This is a genomic window from Collinsella sp. OM08-14AT, from assembly GCF_003438115.1.
In the GTDB taxonomy this organism is placed as follows: Bacteria; Actinomycetota; Coriobacteriia; order Coriobacteriales; family Coriobacteriaceae; genus Collinsella.
Genome location: NZ_QSTE01000013.1, coordinates 11,584 through 37,845, shown reverse-complemented (window position 1 = coordinate 37,845; position 26,262 = coordinate 11,584). Strand labels below are relative to the sequence as shown.

At 59.5% G+C, this 26,262-nt stretch carries 20 protein-coding genes; 12 read left to right on the top strand and 8 right to left on the bottom strand.

The window, feature by feature from the left end; translation table 11 throughout:
• Positions 1-37: 37 nt before the first annotated feature.
• Both DXC18_RS07825 and DXC18_RS07820 read left to right on the top strand, forming a co-directional pair.
• Positions 38-3,817, top strand: a complete 3,780-nt coding sequence (locus DXC18_RS07825; protein ID WP_158552055.1) for a DUF4430 domain-containing protein — start codon at positions 38-40, stop codon at positions 3,815-3,817.
• 9 nt (positions 3,818-3,826) lie between these two features.
• Positions 3,827-4,720: a DUF4430 domain-containing protein gene (locus DXC18_RS07820; RefSeq protein ID WP_233505679.1), complete on the top strand. Its 894-nt coding sequence runs from the start codon at positions 3,827-3,829 to the stop codon at positions 4,718-4,720.
• Between the two features lie 160 nt (positions 4,721-4,880).
• On the opposite strand, the gene DXC18_RS07815 is transcribed toward DXC18_RS07820, so the two are convergent.
• From DXC18_RS07815 to DXC18_RS07805, 3 genes are all read right to left on the bottom strand, one after another.
• Positions 4,881-5,288, bottom strand: a complete 408-nt coding sequence (locus tag DXC18_RS07815; RefSeq protein WP_117629589.1) for a GtrA family protein — start codon at positions 5,286-5,288, stop codon at positions 4,881-4,883.
• Positions 5,289-5,506: 218 nt separating this feature from the next.
• Positions 5,507-5,902: a GtrA family protein gene (locus tag DXC18_RS07810; RefSeq protein ID WP_117629590.1), complete on the bottom strand. Its 396-nt coding sequence runs from the start codon at positions 5,900-5,902 to the stop codon at positions 5,507-5,509.
• 78 nt (positions 5,903-5,980) lie between these two features.
• Positions 5,981-7,897, bottom strand: coding sequence for a fructose-1,6-bisphosphatase (locus tag DXC18_RS07805; RefSeq protein WP_117629591.1), 1,917 nt, complete (start codon positions 7,895-7,897; stop codon positions 5,981-5,983).
• A gap of 320 nt (positions 7,898-8,217) precedes the next feature.
• Here DXC18_RS07805 and DXC18_RS07800 point away from each other — a divergent pair, with 320 nt between their 5' ends.
• Positions 8,218-9,108, top strand: a complete 891-nt coding sequence (locus DXC18_RS07800; protein ID WP_117629592.1) for a DegV family protein — start codon at positions 8,218-8,220, stop codon at positions 9,106-9,108.
• 81 nt (positions 9,109-9,189) lie between these two features.
• Here DXC18_RS07800 and DXC18_RS07795 read toward each other — a convergent pair whose 3' ends face one another.
• On the bottom strand, positions 9,190-10,281 hold the full coding sequence (locus tag DXC18_RS07795; RefSeq protein ID WP_117629593.1) for a hypothetical protein: 1,092 nt from the start codon (positions 10,279-10,281) through the stop codon (positions 9,190-9,192).
• 190 nt (positions 10,282-10,471) lie between these two features.
• On the opposite strand from DXC18_RS07795, the gene DXC18_RS10475 reads away from it, so the two are divergent.
• Positions 10,472-10,642 (top strand): hypothetical protein, encoded by a 171-nt coding sequence (locus DXC18_RS10475; protein WP_156058414.1) that lies wholly within the window; start codon positions 10,472-10,474, stop codon positions 10,640-10,642.
• A gap of 24 nt (positions 10,643-10,666) precedes the next feature.
• Here the strand turns inward: DXC18_RS10475 and DXC18_RS07790 are convergent, their stop codons facing one another.
• Together DXC18_RS07790 and DXC18_RS07785 are read right to left on the bottom strand one after the other, a co-directional pair.
• Positions 10,667-11,770, bottom strand: coding sequence for an RsmB/NOP family class I SAM-dependent RNA methyltransferase (locus DXC18_RS07790; RefSeq protein WP_117629594.1), 1,104 nt, complete (start codon positions 11,768-11,770; stop codon positions 10,667-10,669).
• Positions 11,771-11,806: 36 nt separating this feature from the next.
• The gene (locus tag DXC18_RS07785; RefSeq protein WP_117629595.1) at positions 11,807-13,957 is read right to left on the bottom strand and encodes a methionine--tRNA ligase; all 2,151 of its coding nucleotides are present in this window, start codon (positions 13,955-13,957) and stop codon (positions 11,807-11,809) included.
• 133 nt (positions 13,958-14,090) lie between these two features.
• Here DXC18_RS07785 and DXC18_RS07780 point away from each other — a divergent pair, with 133 nt between their 5' ends.
• The 3 genes from DXC18_RS07780 (at position 14,091) to queA (ending at position 16,585) form a co-directional block, all read left to right on the top strand.
• Complete coding sequence (locus tag DXC18_RS07780) at positions 14,091-14,660, top strand: DUF3267 domain-containing protein (protein ID WP_117564474.1); 570 nt, start codon at positions 14,091-14,093, stop codon at positions 14,658-14,660.
• Between the two features lie 67 nt (positions 14,661-14,727).
• Positions 14,728-15,303 (top strand): epoxyqueuosine reductase QueH, encoded by a 576-nt coding sequence (locus DXC18_RS07775; protein WP_117564473.1) that lies wholly within the window; start codon positions 14,728-14,730, stop codon positions 15,301-15,303.
• A 70-nt stretch (positions 15,304-15,373) separates the two neighbouring features.
• Positions 15,374-16,585, top strand: coding sequence for a tRNA preQ1(34) S-adenosylmethionine ribosyltransferase-isomerase QueA (gene queA / locus DXC18_RS07770; RefSeq protein ID WP_117629596.1), 1,212 nt, complete (start codon positions 15,374-15,376; stop codon positions 16,583-16,585).
• Between the two features lie 306 nt (positions 16,586-16,891).
• Here queA and DXC18_RS07765 read toward each other — a convergent pair whose 3' ends face one another.
• Complete coding sequence (locus tag DXC18_RS07765) at positions 16,892-18,673, bottom strand: hypothetical protein (protein WP_117716855.1); 1,782 nt, start codon at positions 18,671-18,673, stop codon at positions 16,892-16,894.
• Between the two features lie 295 nt (positions 18,674-18,968).
• On the opposite strand from DXC18_RS07765, the gene DXC18_RS07760 reads away from it, so the two are divergent.
• The 5 genes from DXC18_RS07760 to DXC18_RS07740 all read left to right on the top strand — a co-directional run bounded on the left by DXC18_RS07760 (position 18,969) and on the right by DXC18_RS07740 (position 23,012).
• The gene (locus tag DXC18_RS07760) at positions 18,969-19,769 is read left to right on the top strand and encodes an SDR family NAD(P)-dependent oxidoreductase (RefSeq protein WP_117637303.1); all 801 of its coding nucleotides are present in this window, start codon (positions 18,969-18,971) and stop codon (positions 19,767-19,769) included.
• A 405-nt stretch (positions 19,770-20,174) separates the two neighbouring features.
• A complete protein-coding gene (tgt, locus tag DXC18_RS07755; protein WP_117716854.1) occupies positions 20,175-21,314 on the top strand; it encodes a tRNA guanosine(34) transglycosylase Tgt in 1,140 nt (379 codons plus the stop codon).
• 214 nt (positions 21,315-21,528) lie between these two features.
• The gene (locus tag DXC18_RS07750; protein WP_117716853.1) at positions 21,529-22,287 is read left to right on the top strand and encodes a TIGR00730 family Rossman fold protein; all 759 of its coding nucleotides are present in this window, start codon (positions 21,529-21,531) and stop codon (positions 22,285-22,287) included.
• Between the two features lie 114 nt (positions 22,288-22,401).
• Positions 22,402-22,701: a type II toxin-antitoxin system RelB/DinJ family antitoxin gene (locus DXC18_RS07745; protein ID WP_117716852.1), complete on the top strand. Its 300-nt coding sequence runs from the start codon at positions 22,402-22,404 to the stop codon at positions 22,699-22,701.
• Between the two features lie 2 nt (positions 22,702-22,703).
• Positions 22,704-23,012, top strand: a complete 309-nt coding sequence (locus DXC18_RS07740; protein WP_117716851.1) for a type II toxin-antitoxin system YafQ family toxin — start codon at positions 22,704-22,706, stop codon at positions 23,010-23,012.
• Positions 23,013-23,076: 64 nt separating this feature from the next.
• Here DXC18_RS07740 and DXC18_RS07735 read toward each other — a convergent pair whose 3' ends face one another.
• A complete protein-coding gene (locus DXC18_RS07735; RefSeq protein WP_117716850.1) occupies positions 23,077-26,088 on the bottom strand; it encodes a DEAD/DEAH box helicase family protein in 3,012 nt (1,003 codons plus the stop codon).
• Positions 26,089-26,262: the final 174 nt, after the last annotated feature.

Below are 26,262 nucleotides of genomic sequence, written 5' to 3'. Positions count from 1 at the left end.
TCAAGGCAACGCTCCAAGTACAGACAATGGGGGACAAATGGATATGTTTGTGGACGAGCGCCAGCGCGTCTCGCATCGCCGAGGCGCAATTGCGCGCGGCGTAGCCAAGCGCGGCCTGGTGGCATTCCTGGCCTTCGCGATGGCCTTTGGCACCACGCCGGCTCAGCTGTGGGCCGAGGGCGCCGAGGGCATTGCCGAGGCTGTGGCTCAGGCTGCGACGCCGAGTGAGGACGCAGCGCTTGCGGGCGGTGCCGCCGAGCAGAGCGGCGCCGAGGTTTCAGATTCTGGGAGCGCGCCCGCAGCTAGTGCCGCCACAACAGGGGCGGCAGCTGGCGACGAAGGCTCGGCGACGGGGGAGAACCCTGCCGCGAGTGAGCAGTCTTCGACGGTAGCCGCTGGCCAAGCAGGATCTGCCGCCGCGACTGCCGTCCAGACAGAGAACCCGACAGAAACCGGCGATGTCGCCAAGAAGCAAGTCGAGGTCTCGTTCTCGATTATCGGCATCGATGCCGACGGCAAGGCTCAGACCTGGGTGGCACCTACGCAACTCAAGCTCGACGAGGGCGCGACGGCTGCGGACGCCTTCGTTAAGCTGCAGCAGAAGGTGGGCTTCAAGGCGAAATACGATCCGAACACGGCATACGGTTTTTACCTCGAAAGCATCACGTCCCCGAGCGATGGCCGCACGCTTGCCTTCGATCCGGCGACTTATGCCTACTGGCAGCTGTTTGTTGACGGCGCGTCTTCCTCGGTTGGCGCGAGCGGCGTCAAGCTCACCCAGGGGCAGAAGATTGAGTTTGCCTATACGGCTGGTAGCTCGTCCCCTGTCGTTAAGGACCAGGTTGCCGCAAATGTGACCGTCATTGGTCGCGATGCCCAGGGCAAGACTCAGACTTGGGTCGATAACGCGCAGTATGTGGTGACGTCCGGCTCGAACGCACTTGACCTTACGAAGGTCGCGCTCGAGGCGAATGACATCGATGCCGTTGTTGCGGGCTCCTTCATTCTGAGCCTTAAGTACAACGGCGTTGAGCTGGGTAAGCCGCTCGATTATTCGACCTATTGGCAGCTGTTCATCAACGGCAAGTCGAGCGACTACACGGCAGACAATGTCACCATTCATGCTGGCGATACCGTTACGTGGTTCTACGGTGGCTGGGGCGACCAGTTGCCGTCCGATTCCGTCCATGCTTCCGTTCAGGTCCTCGGTAAGGACAAGGACGGCAAGCAGCAGGTTTGGGCTTCGACGGGCCAGACGAGTCTCAAGGCGGGTTCTACTGCCAAGGATCTCCTTGAGCAGACCGGCCTTACTCTCGATGCTGGCGAATCGTCTTGGGGCTGGTTCCTCAACGGCATTACTTCGCCGCTTGACGGTAAGACCTATAAGTATGATCCTGCGACCCGCAGTTATTGGCAATTCTATGTAAATGGCAAGTCCGCCACGGTCGGTGCCGGCAACTACGAGCTCCAAGAGGGCGACGCCGTCACCTTTATGTATGGTGCTGACGCCGATGCCCTCCCCGGTCAGGTTCTTGGGTCTGTCGATGTTGTCGGCCCCGATGTCAACGGCAACAATACTTGCTGGGGCTCGGCAAGCAGTGTTTCTTTGCCCGAAGGCTCTACTGCCCAGAACCTTATTGAGACGGTCCTGAAGGCCAAGGGCGTTACGTACAACGGCTCCCAGAGTGGTGAGTACTGGTTCCTCAATTCCATCAACTCGCCGTTCGATCACAAGCCGTATGCCTGGGATGCTGCGACCAATAAATCTTGGCACCTGTATATCAATGGAGAGCCCTCCTTACTCTGCGCCAACCAGATTACGCTCAAGAGCGGCGATAAGGTTACGCTTGCCTATACCACCGACGATTCGCCCATGCCCGATCCCGACAAGATTGTCGTGGACCCGAGTGCGACGACTCCTGATTGGGATGCCGAGTGGGCCGGCTACGGCAACAGCGGCAACGGTACGTCCGTTACGGACGCCAAGACGCCTGCGCAGGCCGCCGGTCTTAAGTGGGCCTTCGATTGGAAGGCCGAGTCTGGTCAGCAGTATGCCAACTGCAGCGAGCCTGTCATTGCTAACGGTTTTGTGTACATCGCGACCGAGAACGAGCTCATTAAGATCGATTCGTCCACGGGCAAAAAGGTTGCCTCTGCGCCGCTTGCCTCCAAGGTGAGCTATACCTCTCGTCCGATCTATACCAATGGCCTTATCATCGTTCCGCTCAACGGCGGTGCGGTCCAGGCGATTACTGCAGACAAGCTGATCTGCAAGTGGCTGACGCCTGGTTTGACGGACTTGACGCAGAGCTCCTGCACCGTCGTTTCGGACGGCGAGTACGTCTATGTAGGCTCGGTCGATATTTCGTATGACGAGAATTACAACGCGACCTACGGCAACGGCTCCCTGAAGCGTATCAAGATTGCCACGGGCGAAGTCTCTTGGCAGAACATTGACCCTTCCGAGGGCTATTATTGGACTGGCGCTGCGCTGACGGATAAGTACACCATTGTTCCTACGAGCGCGGGCACGCTTAAGTGCATTGATAAGACGACGGGCGATGTCGTTTCGGCCATGAAGCTCGGCGCTGTCGCAAATGCCGATTGCATTGCCGATCCGTCCAATGGTTCGACCTTCTATCAGATGACGCACGACGGAAAGCTCCATGTGATTTTGCTTTCGGCAAAGGGCGTGCTGAGTGAACAGAAGACGGTTGATCTGGGCCTTACGAATAATCTGAGCGCCCCTGCGGTGTCTGGTGACAATCTGATTGTCGGCGGACAGACGGCTACGGGCTCTGCTCTGGTTCTCTATAACCTGAAGACGGACAAGACCACGATGGTCGCTGCTGCCGACGGCAAGGCGCTGCCGGCTGGCCTCAACGGTATTGCTGCTACTCCGCTGGTGAGTGTTCAGGGCGGCAAGACCTATGTGTACTTCACCGTGAACAGCGCGGATAGCAAGGATTACGTCAACTACTCTGCTGGTGGTGGCGTGTATCGCTATACTCTCGGCGATGCAGAGGCGACGCAGATCTATGATGCGGCCGGCCATTACCAGTACTGTGACTCTCCGGTCATTGCCGATGCTTCTGGCAACCTGTACTACATCAATGATTCGGGTACTCTGTTCAAGCTGGGGGCTGTTGAGTCTTGGACGGTTGCCTTTAATTCCAACGGCGGGTCTGCTTGCGACACTAAGTTTGTTGCTACGGCCGACGGCAAGCTGGTCAAGCCGGCCGATCCGACGCGCGATGGCTACACTTTCGGTGGTTGGTATACCGATGAGGCTTGCACGCAGGCGTATGACTTCAGTACGCCAGTGACGGCCGATCTGACACTGTATGCCAAGTGGACCAAGAATGCCGTTAACCCTGGCGGCAATGGCGGTTCTGGCACTAATGGTGGCAACGGTGGCGCTGGCAACGGTTCCGGCGCTGGCGCTGGCACTGGCACGGGTTCCGGCTCCGGCTCTAAGGGCCAGCAGGCCGGCGGCGCTATCGCCCCGGGTCATAAGCCGACGACCAAGACGACGGTGTCGACCAAGACCGAGACCAAGGACAACAAGTCCGACAAGAAGGACACCGATAGGTCCGATAAGAAGGACGAGAAGAAGTCTGACAAGAAGGACAGCAAGTCCGACAAGAAGTCCGATTCCAAGTCCGATACGGGTGCTGCTTCCACGACCACTGCTAAGAAGTCCTCTAGTGCCTCCGAGCAGGAGGCTGGCACCAACCCGCTCGCCATTGTTGGCGTTGCCGCCGGCGTCATCGGTCTCGCCATCGTCGGCGTGTTCGTGTTCACCAAACGTCGGTAGGTGAGGGCTGTGTCCAATAAATCCAAGGACGCTGACCCCAAGCAACCAGATTCCTCGTTTATCCAGCTTGACGATGCAAAGCAACAGGGCGCCGCTTCGGCGGCGTCCGCCCTTCGTCGCAAGACGTTCCTCGGCGTCCTGACTGCCGCGTGCACCATTCTGATCGTCGTCTCGCTGGGTTTCGTCCATCCTTCCGAGAGCGGTGCCTGGTCCATCGACTGGATCATTCAGACCGTGACGGGGGAGAGCGTCGTCACCAAGGACACCAAGGTGTCTGGCTCGACTACGACTTCGGGCGAGGCCAGTTCCAAGGATTCCAAGTCATCGAATGACGCAAAAGATGAGTCCAAGCATTCTGATGAGTCCAAGTCCAAGGACGATTCCGAGTCTTCAAACAAGGAATCGGACAAGAACTCGGATAACAAGAAGTCCGAGGACCAGGACGGCAAGAAGTCTGGCGATAAATCCGCTGCCCAAAATACGGGAGCCGGTGATACTTCCAATGCGTCTGGCGGTGGCCAGTCGTCTGATGGAGCCTCATCCTCTAATGGTGGAAACGCCTCCTCGGGCGGCCAGAGCGGCTCGCAGGAGTCCAGCTACGTAACAGTGACGGTTTCGGTCACATCGAGCGCTGTGGGCAATCCTGTGTCTTCTGGTGGCACCTTTACCTTTAACGAAGGCGCTACCGTCTATGATGCCCTGTGCGCGCTGGGCCTTTCCGTTAACGCACATGGCTCGTCGTACGGCACGTATGTCTCCGCGATTGGTGGTTTGGCCGAGAAACAGCACGGTGGCACGAGCGGCTGGATGTACTCCGTCAACGGCACAACGCCCATGACGGCCTGCAGTAACTACGTTCTCTCCAATGGCGACAACGTGGTCTGGTATTACGTTACAGGCTAGGGACCTCGACATAGTGCGCCAGACGGGCGGTTCGGACAAACATCCGGGCCGCCCGTTTTTCATGCGAATGGGACTGGGTCGCCGGGTCTCTCGGCAAACAAAAAAACCGGTTGGAACGGGAATTCCAACCGGTTTTACATTCAAGCAAATAGTGAATCGACTACGACCGTGCGCCCTCGAGGAAGAAGCGGCGGCTGAAGTAGTTGTACCAGGTGACGAGGAACGTGGCGATGGCCTTCATGGCCTGGTAGCCGATGCTCAAAAACGTGACGCCCACAAACATGTACAGGTCGTTGAGGCCCAGGCCGATCACCGACAGGATGGTGAAGATCGTGAACTCGCGCTTGCGGCTCATGCCCTCGCGGTGGTCGAACACGTACTTCATGCTGAGCCAGTAGTTGACCACGACGGACGTGATGAACGAAACCGTGGTGCTCATCAAGAAGTCGAGGTGAAACAGCTCGACGAGCGCAATGAGCATACCCCAGTCGATGCCAAAGGAGACAAGACCCACGACAGCGAACTTGAGGAACTGCTTGGTATGAGGTTGTGCCAGTGCCTTGCGCACGTAATCACATCCAATGCGTTGATGAATCGAGCAGAGGATACTTTAGAGCTTTTGCAAGGGAAACGTAAGGTCCTTGCCAAGAACTATACGAACTCGCCAAATTTTCAAGAGCTAATCCGCAAACGTTGAAAACTTGCCCGTAAACGAGCAATGCCCGCGAACAACACGGCGCTCGACGCGCGTCATCCGTGGGCATTGTAAAGCTGTAAGGTTGCGAGTTACTTGGTCTCGTCGCCTTCCAGGAAGATCTTTCGGGTCACAAAGTTGTAGACCATGACAAGCGCGGTGGCGCAGATCTTGGCGATATTGGCCTCGAGTCCCAGGCCGGCGTTGAGTGTCAACACGATACCGTCGTTGAGTGCCAGGCCGATCACGGACAGCACGACAAAGATAATGAACTCGCGGCGGCGGCTTATGCCTTCCTTGTGCGCAAACACGTATTTCATGCTTGCGAGGTAGTTAAAGATGAGTGAGATGATAAAGCCGCTGGTGTTGGCGATTAGGATGTTAAGGCCCAGACCGTAGTGGAGCAGATTCATAATGCCAAAGTCGATGACCGTGGCAATGACGCCGACGACGCCAAACTTCATGATCTGCGCAAGGAGCTTTTGCATGGTACCTGCCTTATGGTGGCGCCGGGGCGCCGCGGGGATGACAAACTCAGCAAGTTTAGCCAATCCCCGCGGGTGGGGCTAGACGCGCTCCTCGATAGCACCGTTTCTATATGCATCGAGCAGCTGGCGCAGATCCTGGATCTGGCTGCGGATCTTGGCGCCGGTATCGGTGTCGCTCACCATGCGGCGGCGGTCGGCCTCGTCAAAGCGGTTGGTCTCGCTTTCGATGTCCACGTTGCGCGTGAGTGCCTCGGCAACGGTGGTAAAGGCCTGGTGCGACTTGAGGCGGCATCCTCGCGAGCTCGAGATAAGCGTGTAGCCGGCGATGCCCGTCTTGGGATGGTAAGCGCGGCAGAATCCGCCATCGATGACCAGCAGCTTGCCCTCGGCGCGGATGGGCTGCTCGCCCTTGGTGGTTTTAACGGGCGTGTGGCCGTTGATGATGTGACCGGTCGGTGAGCATGCCATGGGCGCGACGCCAAACTCGCGCATGATGTCGTCGCAGACCGAGGGCGACTTGGTAAGCGTAAAGTACGGGTCCATCGGCTCGACCCAGGTGCTCTTGTCGGCGATATAGGCGCGCTCAAAGGTACGCACCAGGCGTCCGCTGGCGGGTGAGTTAAAGCCAATCCACAGGTACCACATCCAGTCGAGAGCGTCGCGGTCGCCCACGCGCCAGGCGCGGCGGGCGATGTGGTCGCAAAAATCGAGATAATCGCGGCCAGCGTGCCAGGTGCCCAGGCAGTTCATGCTGCTAAAGGTGCCGTCTTCGTTGAGCGGCACGCAGCCGTGGAACAGCAGGTTGCCGTTGGCGACCTTGTACATCGAGCCGTGGGAATAGAGGAAATCGATATGGCGATGCAGGTGATCGGCGGTGACAAACTCGGACACGAGCTTGTCGATGATGTGCTGCTCCTGAGACGTGAGCGTATAGGGGTCCGCCGGGTCGACGGTGGGGAAGTCGTTGGTCGTGAGCGGCCACACGCTGCCGTCGGCGAGCGTGACCGTGCCGGTGCCGTGATCGATCTTGTCGAGTAACAGACGGTCGGTCATGTCGAACTCGGGATGGCGCTGGATAATCTGGCCCTCGAGCTTAAAGAGCAGGACGTTGATGGCCTTGATCAGTGGGGTGATGGACTCACCGGCGGTGTAGGTGGCATCGGCAAAGGCGACAAGCTCACGCAGCGAGATGCCGTAGTCGTTCTCCAGGATCTCGTAGTTGTCGTAGCGTAGGTTGTTGCGCAGCACCGTTGCGATGCAGGCGGGCTCACCGGCCGCAGCGCCCATCCACAGCAGGTCGTGGTTGCCCCACTGGATGTCGAGTGAATGGTAGGTGAGCAGGCGGTCCATAATCTTGGCAGCGCCGCCGCCGCGGTCGAAGATGTCGCCCACCAGGTGCAGGTGGTCGACGGCCAGGCGCTTGATGAGCGAGGCGAGCGACTCGATAAAGTCGTCGGCGCTGGCGGTCTCCAGAATGGACTCCACGATGCGCTCGTGATAACGCACGCGATAGTTGTTCTCGTCCGGATGCGTGTGCAGCAGCTCGTCGATGATGTAGGCGTAATCGCGTGGGATGGCCTTACGCACCTTGGAGCGCGTATAGCGGCTCGAAAGCGAGCGGGCGACCATGATGAGCTGGTCAAGCATCGTCCTGTACCAGGTGGGCGAGTCTTCGCGCCGGCTGCGGACCAGGTCGATCTTCTCGCGCGGGTAGTAGATGAGCGTGCACAGCTCGCCCTTTTCGTCAAAGGAAAGCGTGTCGCCAAAAATCTCGTCGACATGTTCGCGCACGACGCCCGAGCAGTTGTTGAGGATGTGCATAAAGGCTTCGTACTCGCCATGCACGTCGCTCATAAAATGCTCGGTGCCTTTGGGTAGGTTGAGGATGGCCGAGAGGTTGATAATTTCGGTAAATGCGGATTGTTCGGTGGGGAACTGTCTCGACAGCAGGCGCAGATACTTGAAGTCTTGCGGATTGCGATCGAATGCGACCATGAAACACCTTCCGATAGGGCTGGTAAAACTGATAAACAGTGTCAAACGTTTATCAGTATGCGCCGCTTTTGTTTCGATTGGGGATGGGCGGCCGAATTGTTAGCCGAACGGTTTGCTAAATCGATTTAGTGGAGGTAGATATGGCGGTTGAGTGGAGACGAAGCGGGTGATTTTGCCCACGTTGGCCCATGGCGGGGGATGGGGATGTTCATGATAAAGATATTGGATGCAAATGGTTCGCATTGGTAAATAGCGGACATTTGTATCGTATTTAGGCTTGCTGTGCGATAATTTGCGCAGCAATACTTAAGGAGCCTCATATGAGTGATTTTGTCCTGACCTGTGAATCTGCCGCCGATCGAACCCGTGAGTTCTTTGAATCGCGCAATATCCCCGTCGTGTGTTTTCATTACGAGATCGACGATGTTGTCTATACGGACGATCTGTATCAGTCGATTACGCCGGACGAGTTTTTTGCCCAGATATCCGCGGGCGCCATGCCCAAGACGTCTCAGGTGAGCGTGGGTGAGTACGAAGAGTTTTGGGAGCCGCTTGTTGCCGAGGGCAAAGACGTGCTGCACCTGACGTTGTCGTCGGGTATTTCGGGCACGTATGGATCGGCCTGCGTTGCGGCGCAGATGCTCGCGGATCGCTATCCCCAGGGCGGCAAGGTGCGCGTCATCGATTCGCTGGCAGCGTCTTCGGGCTTTGGCCTGCTGGCGGAATGTGCCGCCGACGTGCGCGATAGCGGGGCTTCACTCGACGAGACGGCCGCTTGGATCGAGGAGCATAAGCTCAACCTGCACCACTGGTTCTTCTCGACCGATCTGTCGAGCTACCTGCGCGGCGGTCGCATTTCGGCTGCGAGCGCGATCATCGGCACGGCGCTTAAGATTTGCCCACTTATGACGGTCGATTGCGAAGGTAAGCTGTCGCCACGTGAGAAGATTCGCACTAAGAAGCGCGCGATTTCCGAGATGGCTAAGACCATGATGGCACACGTGCAGGACGGTGCGGATTATTCGGGTAAGTGCATCATGTCGCACTCGGCGTGCCGCGAGGATGCCGAGGCAGTTGCGGCGCTGATTGAGGAACAGGTTCCGCAGCTTAAAGGCAAGATTGAGATCAATAACATCGGTACTCTGATTGGCTCGCATACCGGACCTGGTACGGTGGCGCTCTTCTTTATGGGCGACAAGCGCGTGGATTAATTTGCCCCATCACATCGCTGCATGATTGCTCAAACGAAAACGGCCCGCCTCACGTTTGTGGGGCGGGCCTTGCTGTTGGGGTTAGCGTTTCTTTCCTCGGAAGAAAAAGCCGTGCAGTGAGGGCTTGAGCCCGCGGTTGGCGCGACGCTCCTCGACGCGCTCGTGGATCGAAGCGACGCGCTCGATGACCTCGTCGGGAATCGGCACGTCGGGATTCATGTTCTCGACCTGGCTGACCTCGGCGGCGGAGACCTGGTCGATAATGGGCACATCGTCGTGCGAGATGACAGGTGTGGCGTCTTCCTTCATCTTGCGATAACGCTGCATCATGTCGGTCTGTAGCTGCTGTGCCGAAGGCGGCGTCCAGATGATGGCGTTGGCGCCGGCAGCGATGGTCTCGCGGATGCTCTCGGGCGTCTTGCCGCCCGGCGCGATGAGCGGCAGGTTGGGATAGTGCTCGCGCAGTTCACGCAGGACCTGCGGCGTGTTTTTGCCAGCGGCGATGTTAAGAATCTTGGCGCCGGCGCGCACCTTTGCGTGAGCATCGTCGTCGCAACGTACGACCGTGGCGATGACGGGGATGTCGGCGATGTTGGTGATGTGCTCGACCATCTCGGCGGTGGCGGGGGAGTTGACCACGCAGCCCGCCGCGCCCTGCATCTCGGAGACGGCTGCCATCTGAACGGAGCGCTTGCCGGTGGTGGTGCCACCGCCCACGCCTACGAAGACCGGGCACTCGGCGACGGTCAGCAGCGCCTGCGTAATGGCGGGCTGCGGCGTGAAGGGGTAAACGGCAAAGACGGCATCGGCGTTGGAGTTGCGGATGACCGCGACGTCGGTGGTGTAGATGAGCGATTTGATACGACGGCCGAAGAGCGTGAAGCCGCTGGCCTCCTCAATCTCGTCAGGCATGCGAAGGGCCGCCTTGCGCAGGCGCCCGTCGATGGGCAGCGGCTCCATGGGAAGCAGTCCGTTGGGGGTCACAGCTACCTGGGGTTCGGTGAACTCGTCTGCGAGCTCGACCTCGGAGAAATCGACCGAGGCGACAATGTCCTCGTGAACCTCGGCGGGCACATCGATGGGGGCTTGGTCGTTTGCCGCGGCAGGCGTGTCGAAAGAGCTGGTGCCGACGAAGGCGTCGACGCGCTCATTTAGATCGTTGAGGGTATCCATGGAAGCTCGATTCTATGTGATGACGGCCGGCGCGATGCAGCCGGAATTGCGAATGCTAAACCGTTTGACGAGTTGATTTTTCCCCGCCGCGTCCTCCGTTAGACCGAAGGGCGGCGAACGTGAAGGAGCTGTGGTGGCGGTGATCGGGGTGCTATCTTGAAAGTCCCGTTTAAAAGAGAGGTGACGCGGTATGGAATTTTCGGCAATGTTGGGCTCGATTGGCCTATGCGTGGGCGCAATCGTAGCCGCCGCGGTCATCTACTTTGTGGTCACGGCCATTAAGGGCAAAAGGGCCGAACGCAAGGAGCGCACGATGCTTAAACAGCATCGCGACCAGCAGGGCAAACGCGCACAGAGATAGCTTGTTGAGTTTTGGATCCGTGCGCTAGCTGCGTTTTCGGATCAGGGCAATGTAGAAGCCCTCAAAGTCGCGGCTAGGCGGAATGGTCAGCGTGCCGGGCATACCGTTGGCGACGGACGAGACGTGGCTGGCGGCGATGGCCTCGGTGAGGGCGTTGCACTCGATGCGTGGCTCTTCGCCAACTTCCTGAGCACGGCGCGTTTCACTTTCGCTCGGCGTGCCGTCGAGGGGGATAAGCTCGCAATCCATGTGCTTGTCGAGGGCCTCTTGCAGGGCGTCCTCGTTTTCCTGCGGCAAGATCGAACAAGTCGAATAGACGAGCGTGCCGCCCGGTTTAAGGGCTCCCATGGCGCGGTCCAGAAGTGCTCGCTGCGAGCGGGCACACTTGCTCAGCAGCTGCTCGGTCAGGCCGCGCAGGCTTTTCTCGTTGCCGCTGATGACGGTGCCCGTGCCGGTGCAGGGGGCGTCGAGCAGGATGCGGTCAAAGCGGAAGAACTCGTCGAGCTCGCGTGCGTCGATGCGCATGACGGGCACGTTTTTTGCGCCTTGGCGGTGGAGGTTGGCTTCGAGCTTCTCGGCGCGGGGAATGCTCATCTCGCAGGCGGTAAGGTGCGCCTGCCCCTGCGTGAGGGCGGCGATCTGCGTCGTCTTGCCACCGGGGGCTGCGCACATGTCCAGGATGTCCTCGCCTGCCTGTGCGCCCAGGACCAGCGGCGGCATCATGGACGACAGGCTCTGCAGGTAGATTTTGCCGTCGCGGTAGATGTCGAGATCCCACAGATCGGAAACCTGGGCCTCGGGCAGGATAAAGGCGTCCGGGTACCAGGCGACAGCGTTGTGGGCGATGCCGGCGGCATCGAGCGCCGCAGCGATGTCCTCGGCGGTTGCCTTGAGCGTGTTGGCGCGCAGCGTGACCGGGCGTGTGGCCGCGGCGCCGAAGCCCTCGATCATGAGCTCGGCATCGGCGGGCGCATAGGCGCCGGCGACCGTGTCGACCATAAAGCGCGGCAGGTCGGCGGCGCAAGGAAGGGCGGCAAGCTGGTCGGAAAGCTCGGTGGCGGCAAACTGCCTGAGCTTGAGCTCGGCCTTGACCTGCTTTTTCTGCTTACGACGACGCGGCTTGGACATCCGTCTTTCCTTCCCATTCCATTACATGTCGAGTGTTTAGTACTGGCTCTCGTGCTTGCTAAAGAAGTCGAAGCGCTGGGGCAGCGGCTTTACGCGGTGCTCGCCGGGCTTCTCGCCCAAGCTCTCCACAAACTCATCCGTGGAGGCGAAGATGTTATCCCAGCTAAAGAAGGCGACCGGGTCGATGTCGAAGTACTCGCAGATGAGCTCGCAGCCGGCAGGGACGATGCCGTGCATGAGCACGGTCACCACGCGCAGCTCGGTAAAGGCGTCGACGAGCGCCTGCGTCATTGCGGCGTTTGCCTCGTTACCCTCGAGCTTGTTGGCGGCCTTGGAAGCGTCGCTCCAGCGCTTGTTGGCGGCGCGCAGGTAGTCGTCGCACACGGCAAGCGCGCGGTGCGTCTCGAACTTGTACATAGCCTGCTCAAAGGCGAGAGCTGCCTGCTCGGCGGCTTCGACCACGGTGTCAGAAGCGGCACCGGCGGGGATGCAGCCGTTGCGGTAGGGGCTCTCGTCGCCTTCCTTGACGGCGACGCCGTAGAAGCAGCTGCGGGCCAGACGGTTGAACACGCCGGTCAGCAGCGCGCTCTCCTTAAGGGCCGGGTCGATAACGCGCTTGTCGTCGCAGGCGCGTACCTCGTTGCCGTCCTTGTCCTTGCCGGTCACACGCGTGTCGTATGCCTTGGGGCTAAAGCTCACCGGCTTTTCGGATAGGCCGAGCGACAGCCAGTGCGCGCGCATCTGCTCGCAGGTATAGTGGTTGAGCAGGTCGTCTGCCGGCGGGGGAGGCGTCTGCGAGGACGAGCTGGCCTTTTTGCCCATGTAGAGCAGGTGGTAGCAGGCGCTGACGGTGCTCTGCGTGAGGTCCCAGCCCAGGGCCTCCCACATGGCGGTCTGCGCGATGCAGTAGAAATAGATGTTGTCCTGACCGATGAACTGGTAAATCTGAGCGTCGTCAGAGCACCACCAGTCGCGCCAGTCGAGCGAGCTGTGCTGGTAGGTGGGTGCGGGCACCTGCGTGGAGTCGGCGGCGGGCTCGCCCATGAGGGCGGCATCCTGGGCGGCGACGCCCTCGGTCACGCCGGCGGCCTTGGCATCGCGCGCGAGCACGGTACGCGTATAGCTGATGGGCGCCCACAGGCTCTCGGGCCAGCACCAGCAGGTGACGTCGGAGACGCCATCGACCTCGGGCACCGGAACGCCCCAGTCGATGTTGCCGGTGATGCGGAAGGGCACGAGTGCCTTGCCGCTGCGGAAGCGCACGCCACCGTTGGCGAGCACCGCGTGGGCGTCGTCGCGCTCCTTCCAGCTGGGGAAGGTGACGGTAAAGCTGCTCTTGTTGCCCTCGGGCTCCAGCACGGTGTGCTCGGGGAGCTGGTCCTCGACGGCATCGAAGGCCTCGCGGAACTTGTTCTGGATGTAGAGCTGAGCCGGCAGCAGCCACTCCTCCATGGTCTTGGAGACCACGGAGCGAACCTGCGGGTTCTGGGCGAGCTTGGCGGTGTAGGTCTTCATAAAGTCGAGGTAGGCCGGCAGGTCAAAGTAGAGATTGTCGACCGGGCGCAGCTCGGGCACCTCGCCGGTGAGCTGGCTCTTGGGCGCGATGAGCTCCTCGGGCTCAAACTGGTGGCCCAGATCGCACTCGTCGGCATAAGCCTTCTCGGACTTGCAGCCCTGGATGGGGCAGCGGCCGATGACCTGGCGGCCGTTGAGGAACGTGCCGGCCTTGGCATCGTAGAACTGCAGCGTGGAGCGCTTGGAGATGGTGCCCTGCTCGTGCAGGCGCTCGATAATCTCGGCAGTCACCTCGTTGTGGATCTGGGCCGCCGGCTCAAGGCCCGAGCCGCCGTAGATGTCGCAGCTGATGTTGTAGTTGTTGAGGGTCGCGGCCTGGCGGGAGTGATTGGACTCGACATACTCGCCGATGGACTTGTCGTAGCCCTCGTTCTCCTTGAGCTTGCGGTAGCTCTCCATGATGGGCGAACCGTAGCAGTCGGTGCCCGAGGTGAAGATGACGTTTTCGCGGCCCAGGCGGTCGCGCAGGAAGCGGGCGAAGAAGTCGGCCGGGACAAAGACGCCGCCGACGTGGCCAAAGTGCAGACCCTTGTTGCCGTAGGGCTCGCCGGCGGTAACGATGGCGCGGCGCGGCCAGCTGGGACGGTCGTTCATGGAGTATTTGGATGCCATGGGACTCCTTCGCATATAGGTAAGAGCGCGGCCGGGCACGGGGTTCGGCGGCGCGGTGGTCAATTCGTGCATATCGTTCGACATTATCGCACATGCGGGCGGGTGCGTGGCAGGGGCGCTATCCTAAGATGCTATGAATGAGATTTCCAACATACATGCGTTTGAGGACGAGGATTTTCTACACGCTTGCTTCGTGTGGGGGATGGCCGTGATCGCGGTGTTTGCCGTGTGCCTGGTGCCGGTGTTTATGCTGTTGGGCGGGCCTGCGGACTTGGACGCGGCTGAGGCGGGCGGCTGGATGGCTGTCGTGGGCTGGATAGTCGGCTTGGCTGCGGTCTCAATGGCATCGTTTGCCGTGCACGAGCTGGTGCATGCGGTGTTTTTTAAGCTGCTGGCGCCTGCGGGCGCGCAGGTGACCTTTGGGGCGAATCGCGAGACGGCGATGATCTATGCCTGCGCCGAGGGCGTTGTGTATTCGCGCCGGCGGTACATGGCGGTTTGCCTGGCGCCGACGGTTGTTGTGACGACAGCATTTGCCCTGGGGTTTGCGTTCTCGGACTATCCGCTGCTGTGCTACCTGGCGGCTGGTCTGCACTTGTCGGGCTGTGTGGGTGATTGGTATTACGTGCGGACCATTCTGCGCGACCGCCGCATCGTCGCCTGCGAGGATACGTCCTTTGGCGTGCGCTTTTTCGCAAAGTAGTCTTTTTGGGACGGGGCTATTTTAGCTGCCATGATGTCGGGGTGAGTTTTCTGGGACGGGGATGTCGATGAAGTCGTTGTTGCTGCATGCGTGCTGTGCACCATGCTCGCTTGAGCCGGTTCGCCTGCTGCGCGAGGAGGGGTTTGAGCCCACGATTTGCTGGACCAATCCCAATATTCAACCGCGCGATGAATGGCGGCGGCGTCTGGACGAGCTGCGCCGGTGGTGTGCCGATGGCGACATCGAGCTCATCGAGGCGGGGGAGGACCGCGAGCGCTGGGAGGCCGGCGTGGCCCCGCTGGGTGCCGATCGGCCCCGTCGCTGTCGCTCGTGCTATGCCTTGCGCTTGGCCGAGGCATGCCGCGTTGCCCAGGAGCGCAGGTTTGAATATGTGGGTACGACGCTCGCCGTCTCGCCGTATCAGCTGTTCGACACCTGCAATGACGTGCTTGAGCGTTTGGCGGCCGCCCATGGGCTCACCCCGGTGATTCGCGATTTTCGCCCGTATTATCCCGAGGCTACGCGCCGTTCGCGCGAACTGGGCATGTATCGACAGAACTACTGCGGCTGCCGCTTTTCTGCTGTCGAGGCGGCCATGGACCGCGCCCGCATCCGCGACGAGCGCAAAGCCGCCAAAAAGTAGTTCGTTTGGGACGTCAGCCTGCTAGGATGTAGAGCGGACTTTAGCTATATAAGGAGTATCCGACGTGTCTATGCGTACCGATGATTTTGACTACAACCTTCCTGAGGAACTGATTGCCCAGGCTCCTGCCGAGCCGCGCGACTCCTGCCGCCTGCTGGTGGTGGATCGCAAAGGCTCCCAGGCGGGGAAGCCGCTGGAGCACGGCGGTACCGTTGAGCACCGCATCTTCCGCGACATCATCGACTATATCGAGCCGGGCGATGTGCTCGTCATCAACAAGACGCGTGTGATGCCGGCCCGCCTGATCGGTCGCAAAGCCGGCTCGGGTGGCGTGGTCGAGACGCTGCTGCTCAAGCGCCGTGAGGATGTTGACCCGCTGGGCCACGTTTGGGAGTGCCTGGTCAAGCCGGGTAAGCGCCTGAAGCCCGGTGCTCAGATTGAGTATCGCGCCGGTGGCGCCCATGCGCCCGAGGGGGCTCCCGTGGTGCTGACGGCCGAGGTCATCGACTTTGTCACCGATAGCCGCGGAGGCCGTCTGGTGCGCTTTGAGCCGGCCGGCTGCAATGCCGCCGGCGAGCCGCGCACGCTCGACGAGGCCATTCATGCTGCCGGTCACGTGCCGCTGCCGCCCTACATTACCGATTACGAGGGCGATCCCGAGAAGTACCAGACCGTCTACGCCATGAAGGAGGAGCACTCGGCTGCCGCTCCCACGGCGGGTCTGCACTTTACGCCCGAGCTTATGGCTGCCATCGAGGCCAAGGGTGCCAAGTTTGCCGCCGTCGAACTCGAGGTGGGCATCGATACCTTCCGTCTGGTGGAGGAGGACGACCCCACGCAGCACGTGATGCACACCGAGCGCTACCACGTGTCGCAGGAGGTTGTCGACGCCGTGCATAAGGCTAAGGCCGAGGGACACCGCGTGATTGCTGTCGGTACCACCGCAGTGCGCTCGCTCGAGAGCGCCTTTGACGCTGAGGCACCGGTGTCCGATCCGGCCGTGACGGCGCGCTATTTTGAGGGCCGCGAGGACGGGGCCGATACACTTGGCCGCGGTGACATCGTGGTGCGCGAGAACGCCACGACGCAGCTCTACCTCATGCCCGGATCGACCTATCACGTGGTCGACGCGCTGATCACAAACTTCCACGTGCCGCGCTCCACGCTCATGATGCTCGTGAGCGCGCTTGCCACCCGCGACCAGATCATGGATGCCTACGCCGCTGCTATCGAAGAGCGCTACCGCTTCTTCAGCTTTGGCGACGCCATGCTCATTTTGTAGGTTACGGCGTTTTCCAAACGCCGTAACCGGCCGACGCTGCGCGGGCCGCATTTGGACAATCTGACGTTCAACTTCAAGGGCGCGACCAGAAGGTCAGCGCCCTTTCGTTTCACGTCACCTTGTCTCAAATGCGACCCGCTCGCTGTCGTTGCCAAAACACCGGCATTTCTTTGGTTGTCAAGAGGATGCCGCTCTAGCGGGTTTTCGCTGTCCGCGCCAAAACATCGGCGTCGCCTTTGTTGGCACTTGGGGACGTTCCTTATGTGCCGGCACCTGGGGACAGTCCTTGTAATCGTTGGGGAGTGGTTACTTGCTCGCGAACAGCCAGATCAAGATGATCACGAGAACTACGGCAACGATGCAGACGATGGCGCCGGTGAATTTGATGCGTGAGTCGCGGGTGCGCTCTCGTACGTCGTCTTCGGCGGCCTCGAGCTGGTCGACTTCTTGCTCGGTCTTGGCGTGTTCGGCTTTGTCTCGGGCCAAGGATCCTGCAAGCGACTCAGTGATTTCTGGGTGGTCGTGCACCTCGGTCGCCTGTTCGATGATCGACTGTGCATGTGCGGCATCTGCTTGGGCGTTGGCGATGGTCTGCTCCTGCTCGCGGCGTGCCTTGTCCTCCGCGGCGATCTTCTCGCGCAGTTCGCGCTGATGAGTCGCGGCGGCGGTCTTCGCCGTCTGCAGCTCGTCGCGCGCGGCATCGGCTTCGGTCGTCACGGCTTGGTGCGCGCGTTTTGCGTCGGCGATAGGGGCTTGAGCCTGCTCGACGGCCTGCTCGGCTGCGGCAAGCGAGTGCTCAAGGTCGGCGGTGATGCGCGGGACATCTTCTTCGGCTTTACGCAGGGCATCTGCCGTGTCGGAAATCTGCATCGAGAGCTCGCTGGTGCGCACCGTATAGTTGGCGGGATTTGCCGAGGGATTGCGTTGCAGCTCGGCATACTCATGACGCAGCGTCTCGAGCTGGGCGCGCGTGGCGTCGACGGTTTGTTGTGCGGCGGCAATGCCGGCGTCTCGCTCTGCCTTCACCTTGTCGCGGATGCGCTTGGAATCCTCAAGACGTCGAACGAGGCGGTTGCCGGTCTCGCGTGAGCTCGCCTCGCGGGCCTCCACGGCGTCGAGCGCGGCCTTCAGGCGGAGCTCAGTCGCGTCATCCTCTGTCTTCATTTGTTCGAGCTGACCCTTGAGCTCTGTCGCTTTGGAGGCGTGGGCATCACGGTCAATCTCGGCGGCCGCTGCAGTCTTTTGGGCCGTGGCAATCGCCTGGCGCTGGTCGGCGACGATCTGGTCGTAGCGGCCTGCGATATCCTGGCGCGTCTCGAGTTCCTCGGCCTGATCGGCAATGCGCTGCTCAAGTTCGGCCAGGTGGGCGCGGCCATCGGCAAGTGCCTTTTTCGCGGCGTTCATCTCGCGCATGGCCGAGGCGCCCTGGGCGATAAAGGTGCCCACGGCGTTCGCAGTGTTCGAGACAGCGGTCCCCAGATCGCGGCTCGCGGCGGGGGAGTGCGGGGCAGTCGGGCGAGCGGTGTCGGCAGCGTCCGTATCGGCAGCCTGCGGCACGGCGATATTGCCGGTACCGCCCTCGATCACAGAAAAGCCTGCTGCGTGCGGGTCGACCGCATCGGCGCCAATCGTGGGATGCTCGAGCTGCAGAAACGAGGGCATGGTGCTGCCCTGGTCGGCAACCGGAGTCTCGCCGGGTACGAAGGTCGAGGCTGCCTCGGCGGCCTCCTCTTCCTCGGCGTCAACGTCAGCGTCGGCCACGGCGTCTTTCATCGCTTTGACGGCATCCATCATGGAGTCCATGACGGCGTCGAGCTCTTCTTCCGAAGATACCTCGATGGGGCCTGCTGCTTGCGGGGCGTTCTCAGTCTTGGGCTCGGTATCGCTCGGGTCCGGCTGCTCTAGCTGCTCTTCTTTATCTTGCTCTGCGGTGACATTTGCGTCTGCGGCCTCGTCTGCGGCGGCAGGAGCCTCCTCGACAGCGGCATCAATGCCGCCATCGCTGCTGGCAGAAGTGTCGCAGCCGTCGATGGCGTCTGCGGAATGATCAATATGCTGCTGAGTCTGGGGGTCCAGCTCGTCTGTCATAGGCATGCGCTCCTCATCGTTGTTTGTCACCCTATGATAAAGTCTCGCGCCGACATCCCACGCGCCGCAGCAAAGTTTCAAAACGTGTTCGATAGCTCATTTGGATGACAAAAATTCGGCCTCTTTATCCGGTTCGTGCTTGACATCCCCTTCGCCGAATAACGTTGTGCCGTTCGCCTGCTGCGGTCTTTATTTTTCACTTGAACACGTTAAAGTTGCATTTCAGCTTTTGGCGCGTGAATTTGGGTGCGCGCAGTCGGCGGGCGTGCCCGTCGTGATTTGAAAGGACTTTCTTATGGGACTTTTCACTGGCAAGACCGTGATTATCACCGGCGGCGGCAAGGCTACGCTTAAGGACGGCTCCGCTGGCTCCATCGGCTACGGCATCGATATCGCTTTTGCCAAGGAGGGCGCAAACCTCGTCATTACCGGCCGCAACGTCGCCAAGCTCGAGGCTGCCAAGGAGTCTCTCGAGGCGGGGTACGGCGTTAAGGTTCTGCCTGTTCAGGCCGATGTCTCGGCTGGTCAGGACAACGAAGCCGTCGTCCAGAACGTCATCGACAAAGCGATTGAGGAGTTCGGTCGCATCGACGCCGTCGTCAACAACGCTCAGGCCAGCGCCTCGGGCGTGACCATTGCCGATCACACCATGGACCAGTTTGACCTGGCCATTTACTCTGGCCTGTATGCCACCTACCTGTACATGCAGAAGGCCTATCCGCACCTGAAGGAGACCAAGGGCTCCGTGGTCAACTTTGCTTCGGGCGCCGGCCTGTTTGGCAACTACGGCCAGTGCAGCTATGCCGCTGCCAAGGAGGGCATCCGCGGCCTGACTCGCGTCGCCGCCAACGAGTGGGGCAAGGACGGCATCAACGTCAACATCGTTTGCCCGCTTGCCTGGACTGCTGCGCTCGAGAACTTCCAGGATGCCTATCCCGAGGCGTTCAAGGCCAACGTCCACATGCCGCCGGCGGGCCACTACGGCGACGTCGAGAAGGAGATCGGCCGCGTGGTCGTTCAGCTCTGCGGCCCCGACTTTAAGTACATGAACGGCGAGACCGTCACCCTCGAGGGCGGCATGGGCCAGCGTCCTTAGGTGTTCCGCCGTTCTACCGAACGGCGGACCGGCCGACGCTGCGCGGTCACCAGAGCGACAACTTGTCATTCAAAGAGGGCGGCATGACCAGAAGGTCTATGCCGCCCTCTTTTCATGCCAATTTGTTCGCCCTGGCGACCGCTCGCTGATGTTGTCAGAGCATCGGCGTTACCAGAGCATCGGCGTTGTCGGCAGTTGGGGACAGTCCCTAAGTGCCGGCAGATTGGGACACTCCTTTGCAAGATGGCGCTGAAGGCTGTCCCCAACGTCTAGTCGTTTAAGAACGTCCCCAACGACTAGCGCGGGAACCTGATCCTAATGCACTAGTTTCTGTCGAGTCGGTGCTTCTTGCGGGTTGCCCGTATAATGGTTTGCGTATGAGCCGCAACCAAGGAGTTCCAGTTTATGGACCAGAGCCTTTTTAAATTCGACCTGATCGCCGAGGATCCGACCACACATGCGCGTGCCGGCGTGCTGCACACCCCGCACGGCGACATCGAGACACCGATCTTCATGCCCGTGGGCACCAAGGCAAACGTCAAGGGTATTCCTACCGAGACCGTCAAGCAGCTCGGTGCGCAGATCGTGCTCGCCAATACCTATCACCTGTCCATGCGCCCCGGCGAGGACACCATCGCCGAGCTGGGCGGACTGCATAAGTTCATGAACTGGCACGGCCCCATCCTCACCGACTCGGGCGGATTCCAGGTCTTTAGCCATAACGACGCCGTCAAGCTCACCGACGAGGGCGTGCGCTTTATCGTCAACGACTACGACGGTCGCCACGTGTTCTGGACGCCCGAGGACAACATGGAAATCGCCATGAAGCTCGGTTCCGACATTTGCATGCAGCTCGACCAGTGCCCCGGCTATCCCGCCACGCGTGCCTACGTCGAGCGCGCCGTGGAGCTGTCGAGTATGTGGGCCGAGCGCTGCTACAAGGCCCACACCCGTGATGACCAGGCACTCTTTGGCATCGTCCAGGGTGGCATGCATCTGGATCTGCGCCTGCGATCGCTGCGCCACCTGGAGGAGTGCGGTGACTTCCCCGGTTACGGCATCGGCGGCTACTCGGTGGGCGAGGACCACGAGACCATGTTCGAGACACTGGCGCCGCTGGTTTCCGAGTATATGCCTAAGCACAAGCCGCGCTACCTCATGGGCGTCGGCAACCCTACCACGCTCGTGCGCGGCGTTGGCGTGGGCATCGACATGTTCGACTGCGTGCTGCCGACGCGCACCGGCCGCATGGGTACGGCGTTCTCCAGTGAAGGTCGCCTTAACTTCCGCAACGCGCGCTTTGCGCACGACGACGGCCCCATCGATCCCACCTGCACCTGCCCGGTGTGCACGGGCGGCTACAGCCGCGCGCTCATCCGTCACATGGTCACGCAGAAGGAGATGCTCGGCGGTATTCTGCTGTCGATGCACAACATCTACTACCTGCTCAATCTTATGAAGCAGGCGCGTCAGGCCATTATCGAGGGCCGCTACGGTGCGTTCGTGAACGACTGGATGAACAGCCCTGCGGCGGTGGATTACTAAGAGCGGCGCGGGCGCTTGCAGAGCGCGGGCAACGGCAAGGGGCGAGCGCCGGCCGGTCATCACGTTCGCTAACACTGTCTGCGCGACCGATGACCGATAGCTTGCAAGCACTTGATGCATCGTGGGTACCATACCGAATAGTTGATGTTCGGGCGGATGTTTGGCGCATGGCGTCGACCCCGCCCGTTTTTCTTTTTCTCGATAGGAGTATCCCATGATTAAGAATGAGAACGTCGAGGGCGAGCCAGCCTACGACGAGACGTACCGCCGCGGCCCCGTGGTCATGCGCGGTCCCATGATTCCCAAGGACAACACCTACGCCAACCTGCTGGCGCCCGAGGACTCGACCGACTGGCTGCATGCTGATCCGTGGCGCGTGCTGCGCATCCAGGCAGAGTTTGTCGATGGTTTTGGCGCGCTTGCCGAGCTTGGTCCTGCGGTGACCATCTTCGGTAGCGCCCGCACGCCCAAGACCGATCCGCTCTACAAGGCGGCGCGTACCGTCGGACGCAAGATCGCGCAACGTGGCGTGGCGGTCATCACCGGCGGCGGCCCCGGCATCATGGAAGCGGCCAACAGGGGAGCGGCAAGTGTCAACGGCAAGTCGGTCGGCTTGGGTATCGAGCTGCCGCACGAGCACGGGCTCAACAAATACGTGAACCTTGGCATGGACTTCCGTTACTTCTTTGTGCGCAAGACCATGTTCGTCAAATCCAGCTCGGGCGCCATCGTGTTTCCTGGTGGCTTTGGTACGCTCGACGAGATGTTCGAGGTGCTCACGCTGGTACAGACGCACAAGGTCAAGCGCATGCCGCTCGTTTTGGTGGGAACCGAGTACTGGCAGGGCCTGTTCGACTGGCTCAACGGCCCGGTGATGGACGCCGGTATGATTAGCCCGCTCGATCCGGAGCTGGTGCACATCACTGACGACTTCAACGAGGCCGTCGACATTGCGCTCGGCGGGTTGATGTAGAGCAATCGTGCCCACAGCGACATGAATATGCATGGCAATCTGATGCTATCTAACGTCAGGTTGACATTTATATTGGGTATACTGACGTAAAAGACGAGGGCGAGGAGGTCGCGTATGTCTACTGCAACGGTTAAGCCTACGACGGTTCGCATCGAAGAGGGGCTCAAGGAGCAGGCGACTGAGTTCTTGGATTCGGTCGGCCTCAGCCTCAATTCCTATCTCAATCTTGCCGTTCGGCAGCTTGTAAATCAGCGAAAGATTCCTTTTGAGATTGTAGGAAGGGCGGAGGTGCCTAACGAGGCGACGAGGCGTGCCATGGTGATCGCCGAGGCTCATGAGTTGGGGATTTTGCCGGACGATAGCCCGTCATTCAACAACGCTGATGAGCTTATGACATTCCTCGATGAGGAATAGCGATGTTCGAGATTAAAGTCGAGGCTCAATTTAAGGCGGACTACAAACGAACGATGCGCATGCATCCGCAGCTAAAGAGTGAGTTTAAGGCGGCAGTCGCAGAGCTTGCAGCTCACGGCTTGCTTCCCGCGGAATATGGCGCCCATGAGCTTTCAAACCCGGGCGGAAACTACAACGGCCACATCGATTTCCACCTATCCGATGGCTTGGTCGACGTGGTCGTTCTCTACTTACCGCATAAGACTAATCCTGTGATCCGGCTGGTCAGAATGGGCTCGCATGAGGAGCTGTTCCAGGGCCCGCAGGGCTGATTGCCGATTTCTAAGTTGCGGTGGAATAGGGATTGATTGACGGCTAATAAGTCAAAAACAGTCCCTATTTAACCGCAACTGCTGGGGGTACCCCGTTCGTCGCCGCGGCCTCCGGTTCCACTTTTCGCTGAATTTCGCTCAAAAGCTCGGCTGCGACTTCGCTGCTTTTGAAACGAATGCTGCAGTCTTCTTTCTTTGGGAAAGCCAGCAACGGAATAGCTCCGTACCAGACAGTTTCCTCGTCAATCACTGATGCGCACAGGCGTCCTTCGGCTTTGATGAGATAGTTGACGTTCATCTCGGCAAAAATCGCTTTCACGTCATCGCGTGGAGTTGAAGCAATAGAAATCTCAAGGGCAATTCCACGGGTAGCGGCATCCGCGAGTGCAGCGGCGAGCTTTTCAAGGCATGCGGCGGACGCGTAGGGTGCGGCAATAAAAATGCTTTTCGATGCGTTCTCGATGTCATTCGCTAAAGCCTCCACGGCTCTTGCCGACCTAACGAGGATATTTCGATCGTCCTGTCTGTTGTCGTTTGCCGCAAAGACTTTATATCCCAGCTTGGCGTAGGTCTTGAGCCTCTTTTGGTACATGCGCGCGAACATGGGTATCGACAGGTCAACATAGTCGAATATCTCAACCCGCTGTTTGCCCTCGTGGCTTCTGTGTAGCCTACCTGCCTGCTGCGTTATGCTGCCGTCCCAAGATATTGGAGTGGCAATGAGCAAAGTGTCAAGGTAAGACAGGTCGAAGCCCTCGCCCAGAAGACTTTCAGTTGCGACGATGATTCGATGCTCATGCTCAAAGCTGGGAAGACTCTTCAGTATTGCTTTTCTTTCTTTGGCGTCGATTTCTCCGGTTAAGAGTATGGGTTCGTGTCCACGGCTTTGAAGTAGCCTGCATAGCTCTTCGGCATGCTTTTTTCTTTTAGATAGCACAAGCGGATGCCGGCCGTTTGATGCGGCCTCGAGGGCGTCCTCGATAATTGCTTCGTTTCTCGCGGCGTGTACACACAGGAGATCGAGAATTTGGTTAAAGGATGCTCCTGGTTCGTAGGTGGGTAATCGAATTCCGGTGAAACGCGGTCTAACAATGCGCTGAATCCCCTGCTGGATTGCTTGCGTTTTTGGATCGACGACATAGCGAACCGGGCCGCAGAGCATCGAGAGTGCCCGCGTGAGTCCGTCCGAACGCTCGGGCGTTGCGGAAAGGCCATATACATATTTGGCAGGAGCGGACTTGAGGACAAGCTCAAGCTGTGGCGCGGCCGCATGGTGGCATTCGTCACAGATGATGAGACTGTAATCGCGAACAAACTCCTTGGCTAATGACTCGCCGGTTTGGGGATCCTTGCCGGATAGCGACTGGAATGAAGCAATGTCGATGAGACGGCTTATGGCGGTCTTGCCTCCTCCGATTTGCCCAATGAGCGGAGGCTGTCTTTTGCTGATTCGTCCCTTTGGGGTTCGGACGGGCTCTCTGTTGTCCGTGATGTCGAGAAATCGTTCGAGTTGGGATTTCCATTGGGCAATGAGCGCAGTTTTAGGAACGATGACGAGCGTTGGAAGACCAATGGCAGCAATAAGATAAGCTCCGATGACGGTTTTGCCGAACCCCGTCGGTGCGGACATGATCCCGTCTTCATAGCCGAGCATCTGTTCAGCGACAATTTGTTGTTCAGGGCGAAGAGTCCCTTTAAATGCCATCACAATTGGATTGCTCGACTTGCGTTTGTCTGAATAGTGGGCAGAAACGCCGGCTTCTTGAAGCAGCCGCTCAAGTTGAACCTTGCAGCCTCTGGGAATCGCGACGTAGCCATCTCTAAGTTCGCTGAGGTCTATGAACCGCGGTTTGCCGAATACCGATTGATGCATAGATTGTGCGCGGAAGAATTCTGGGTTGGCAAATGTTGCAAGCCTGCGGACTTCCATTTGAGCTGCGGGACTCAGAGATTTTTCGGGGATATAGAGCATATCGGCCTGCGTGACGGACAGCGATGACGGGAAGTCCCGCGGTGTGAGCGGGAGCCGCTTTCGCAGTCTCTGGGAATGTGGCACACCGGTGTTTGCCGCCGCAACAGCTGCTATTCCATGTGACCTATTTTCGATGCTCTCGATCAGATTTTGCACCGTCACGCGCGGGATTAACTGGATTTGCGAAAGGTAAAGCCATTGATCGGGAAAGGGCTCAAATTGCTCGTCAACAAATACGCTGTTCCCTTTTCGCTGCGCTTTTCCTTGAAAAGGCAGCGCTATGAGATTTCCAAAGCCGCCCTCAGGAATGGTGGACTGCGCGGGCAGCATTCGGTCAAATGCTTTGAAGGTGATTGTCTTGTTCAGTATCGCCGCTTCGGTGATAAGGCCGCTTCCAAAATCTCGTGCGGTCTTTGCGCTGACGAGCTCTAGGAAGAAAAACCAGACATGTGCGCCGTCGCCCGATCTCGATCGCTCGACTGCGACATCGATTCCGTGGCTTTTTGCGACATGTCGAATGGCATTCGTCGCTTCTTTCCAATCGGCTCCGTCAAAATCGATGACCAGGACTTTCGTGTTACTGTCTTTATCGAGCACATATTGGCCTATAACGTCTCGAAGCCTATCGTCATTGCCTCTGAAATGGGCGATGATCGCGGCATCGCTCAACTCGGGGAAGACGCGGCTGCTGCATTCCGTGCATTTGACTCTCTGGTGGCTTGCTTTGGGGCAAATGCCTGACTTCCACTCATTTGCGCAGACGGGCGTATAGCCGATTCCTCCGTCTTTTCTGCGGTACCCATGAGCGTAGACATCTTTGCGGCCAGAAAAGAGATTGCGGAAGAGCTCGAGTTTGTCGCGCGCTGGGCTCGCACTGGTGACGATACCCTCGACCTGCGCCCGTCTATCGAAAGATGTGCCAGCTTTCTCCCATTCTTCCAGCGTTGTATAACGGATGTCTGGACCGTTGCCGCAGATGACGATTTGGCTGTGCGGCTCCGATACATGGGCGACGGTTTTCTTGAATTGGAATAGCGTACCCCCGATGAGGGCGTATTGATGCGTGACGGTGCTCATGTAAATGCCGTTCTTGTCGGAGTTCATTGAAATGAGGGTACGTTATTTTGATTTTTAAGGGACTCGACTCTGATTTTGGTTCGGTGATAGCGGAGTACAGCTCCGTGAGTGGTGTTTGGCTGATGTCAAAATGTGCGGTAGCTGTTGCTGAATGGGTTTTGGCGGCCATGAGGTGGGCTGGAGGCGCAGGAAACTATCCTC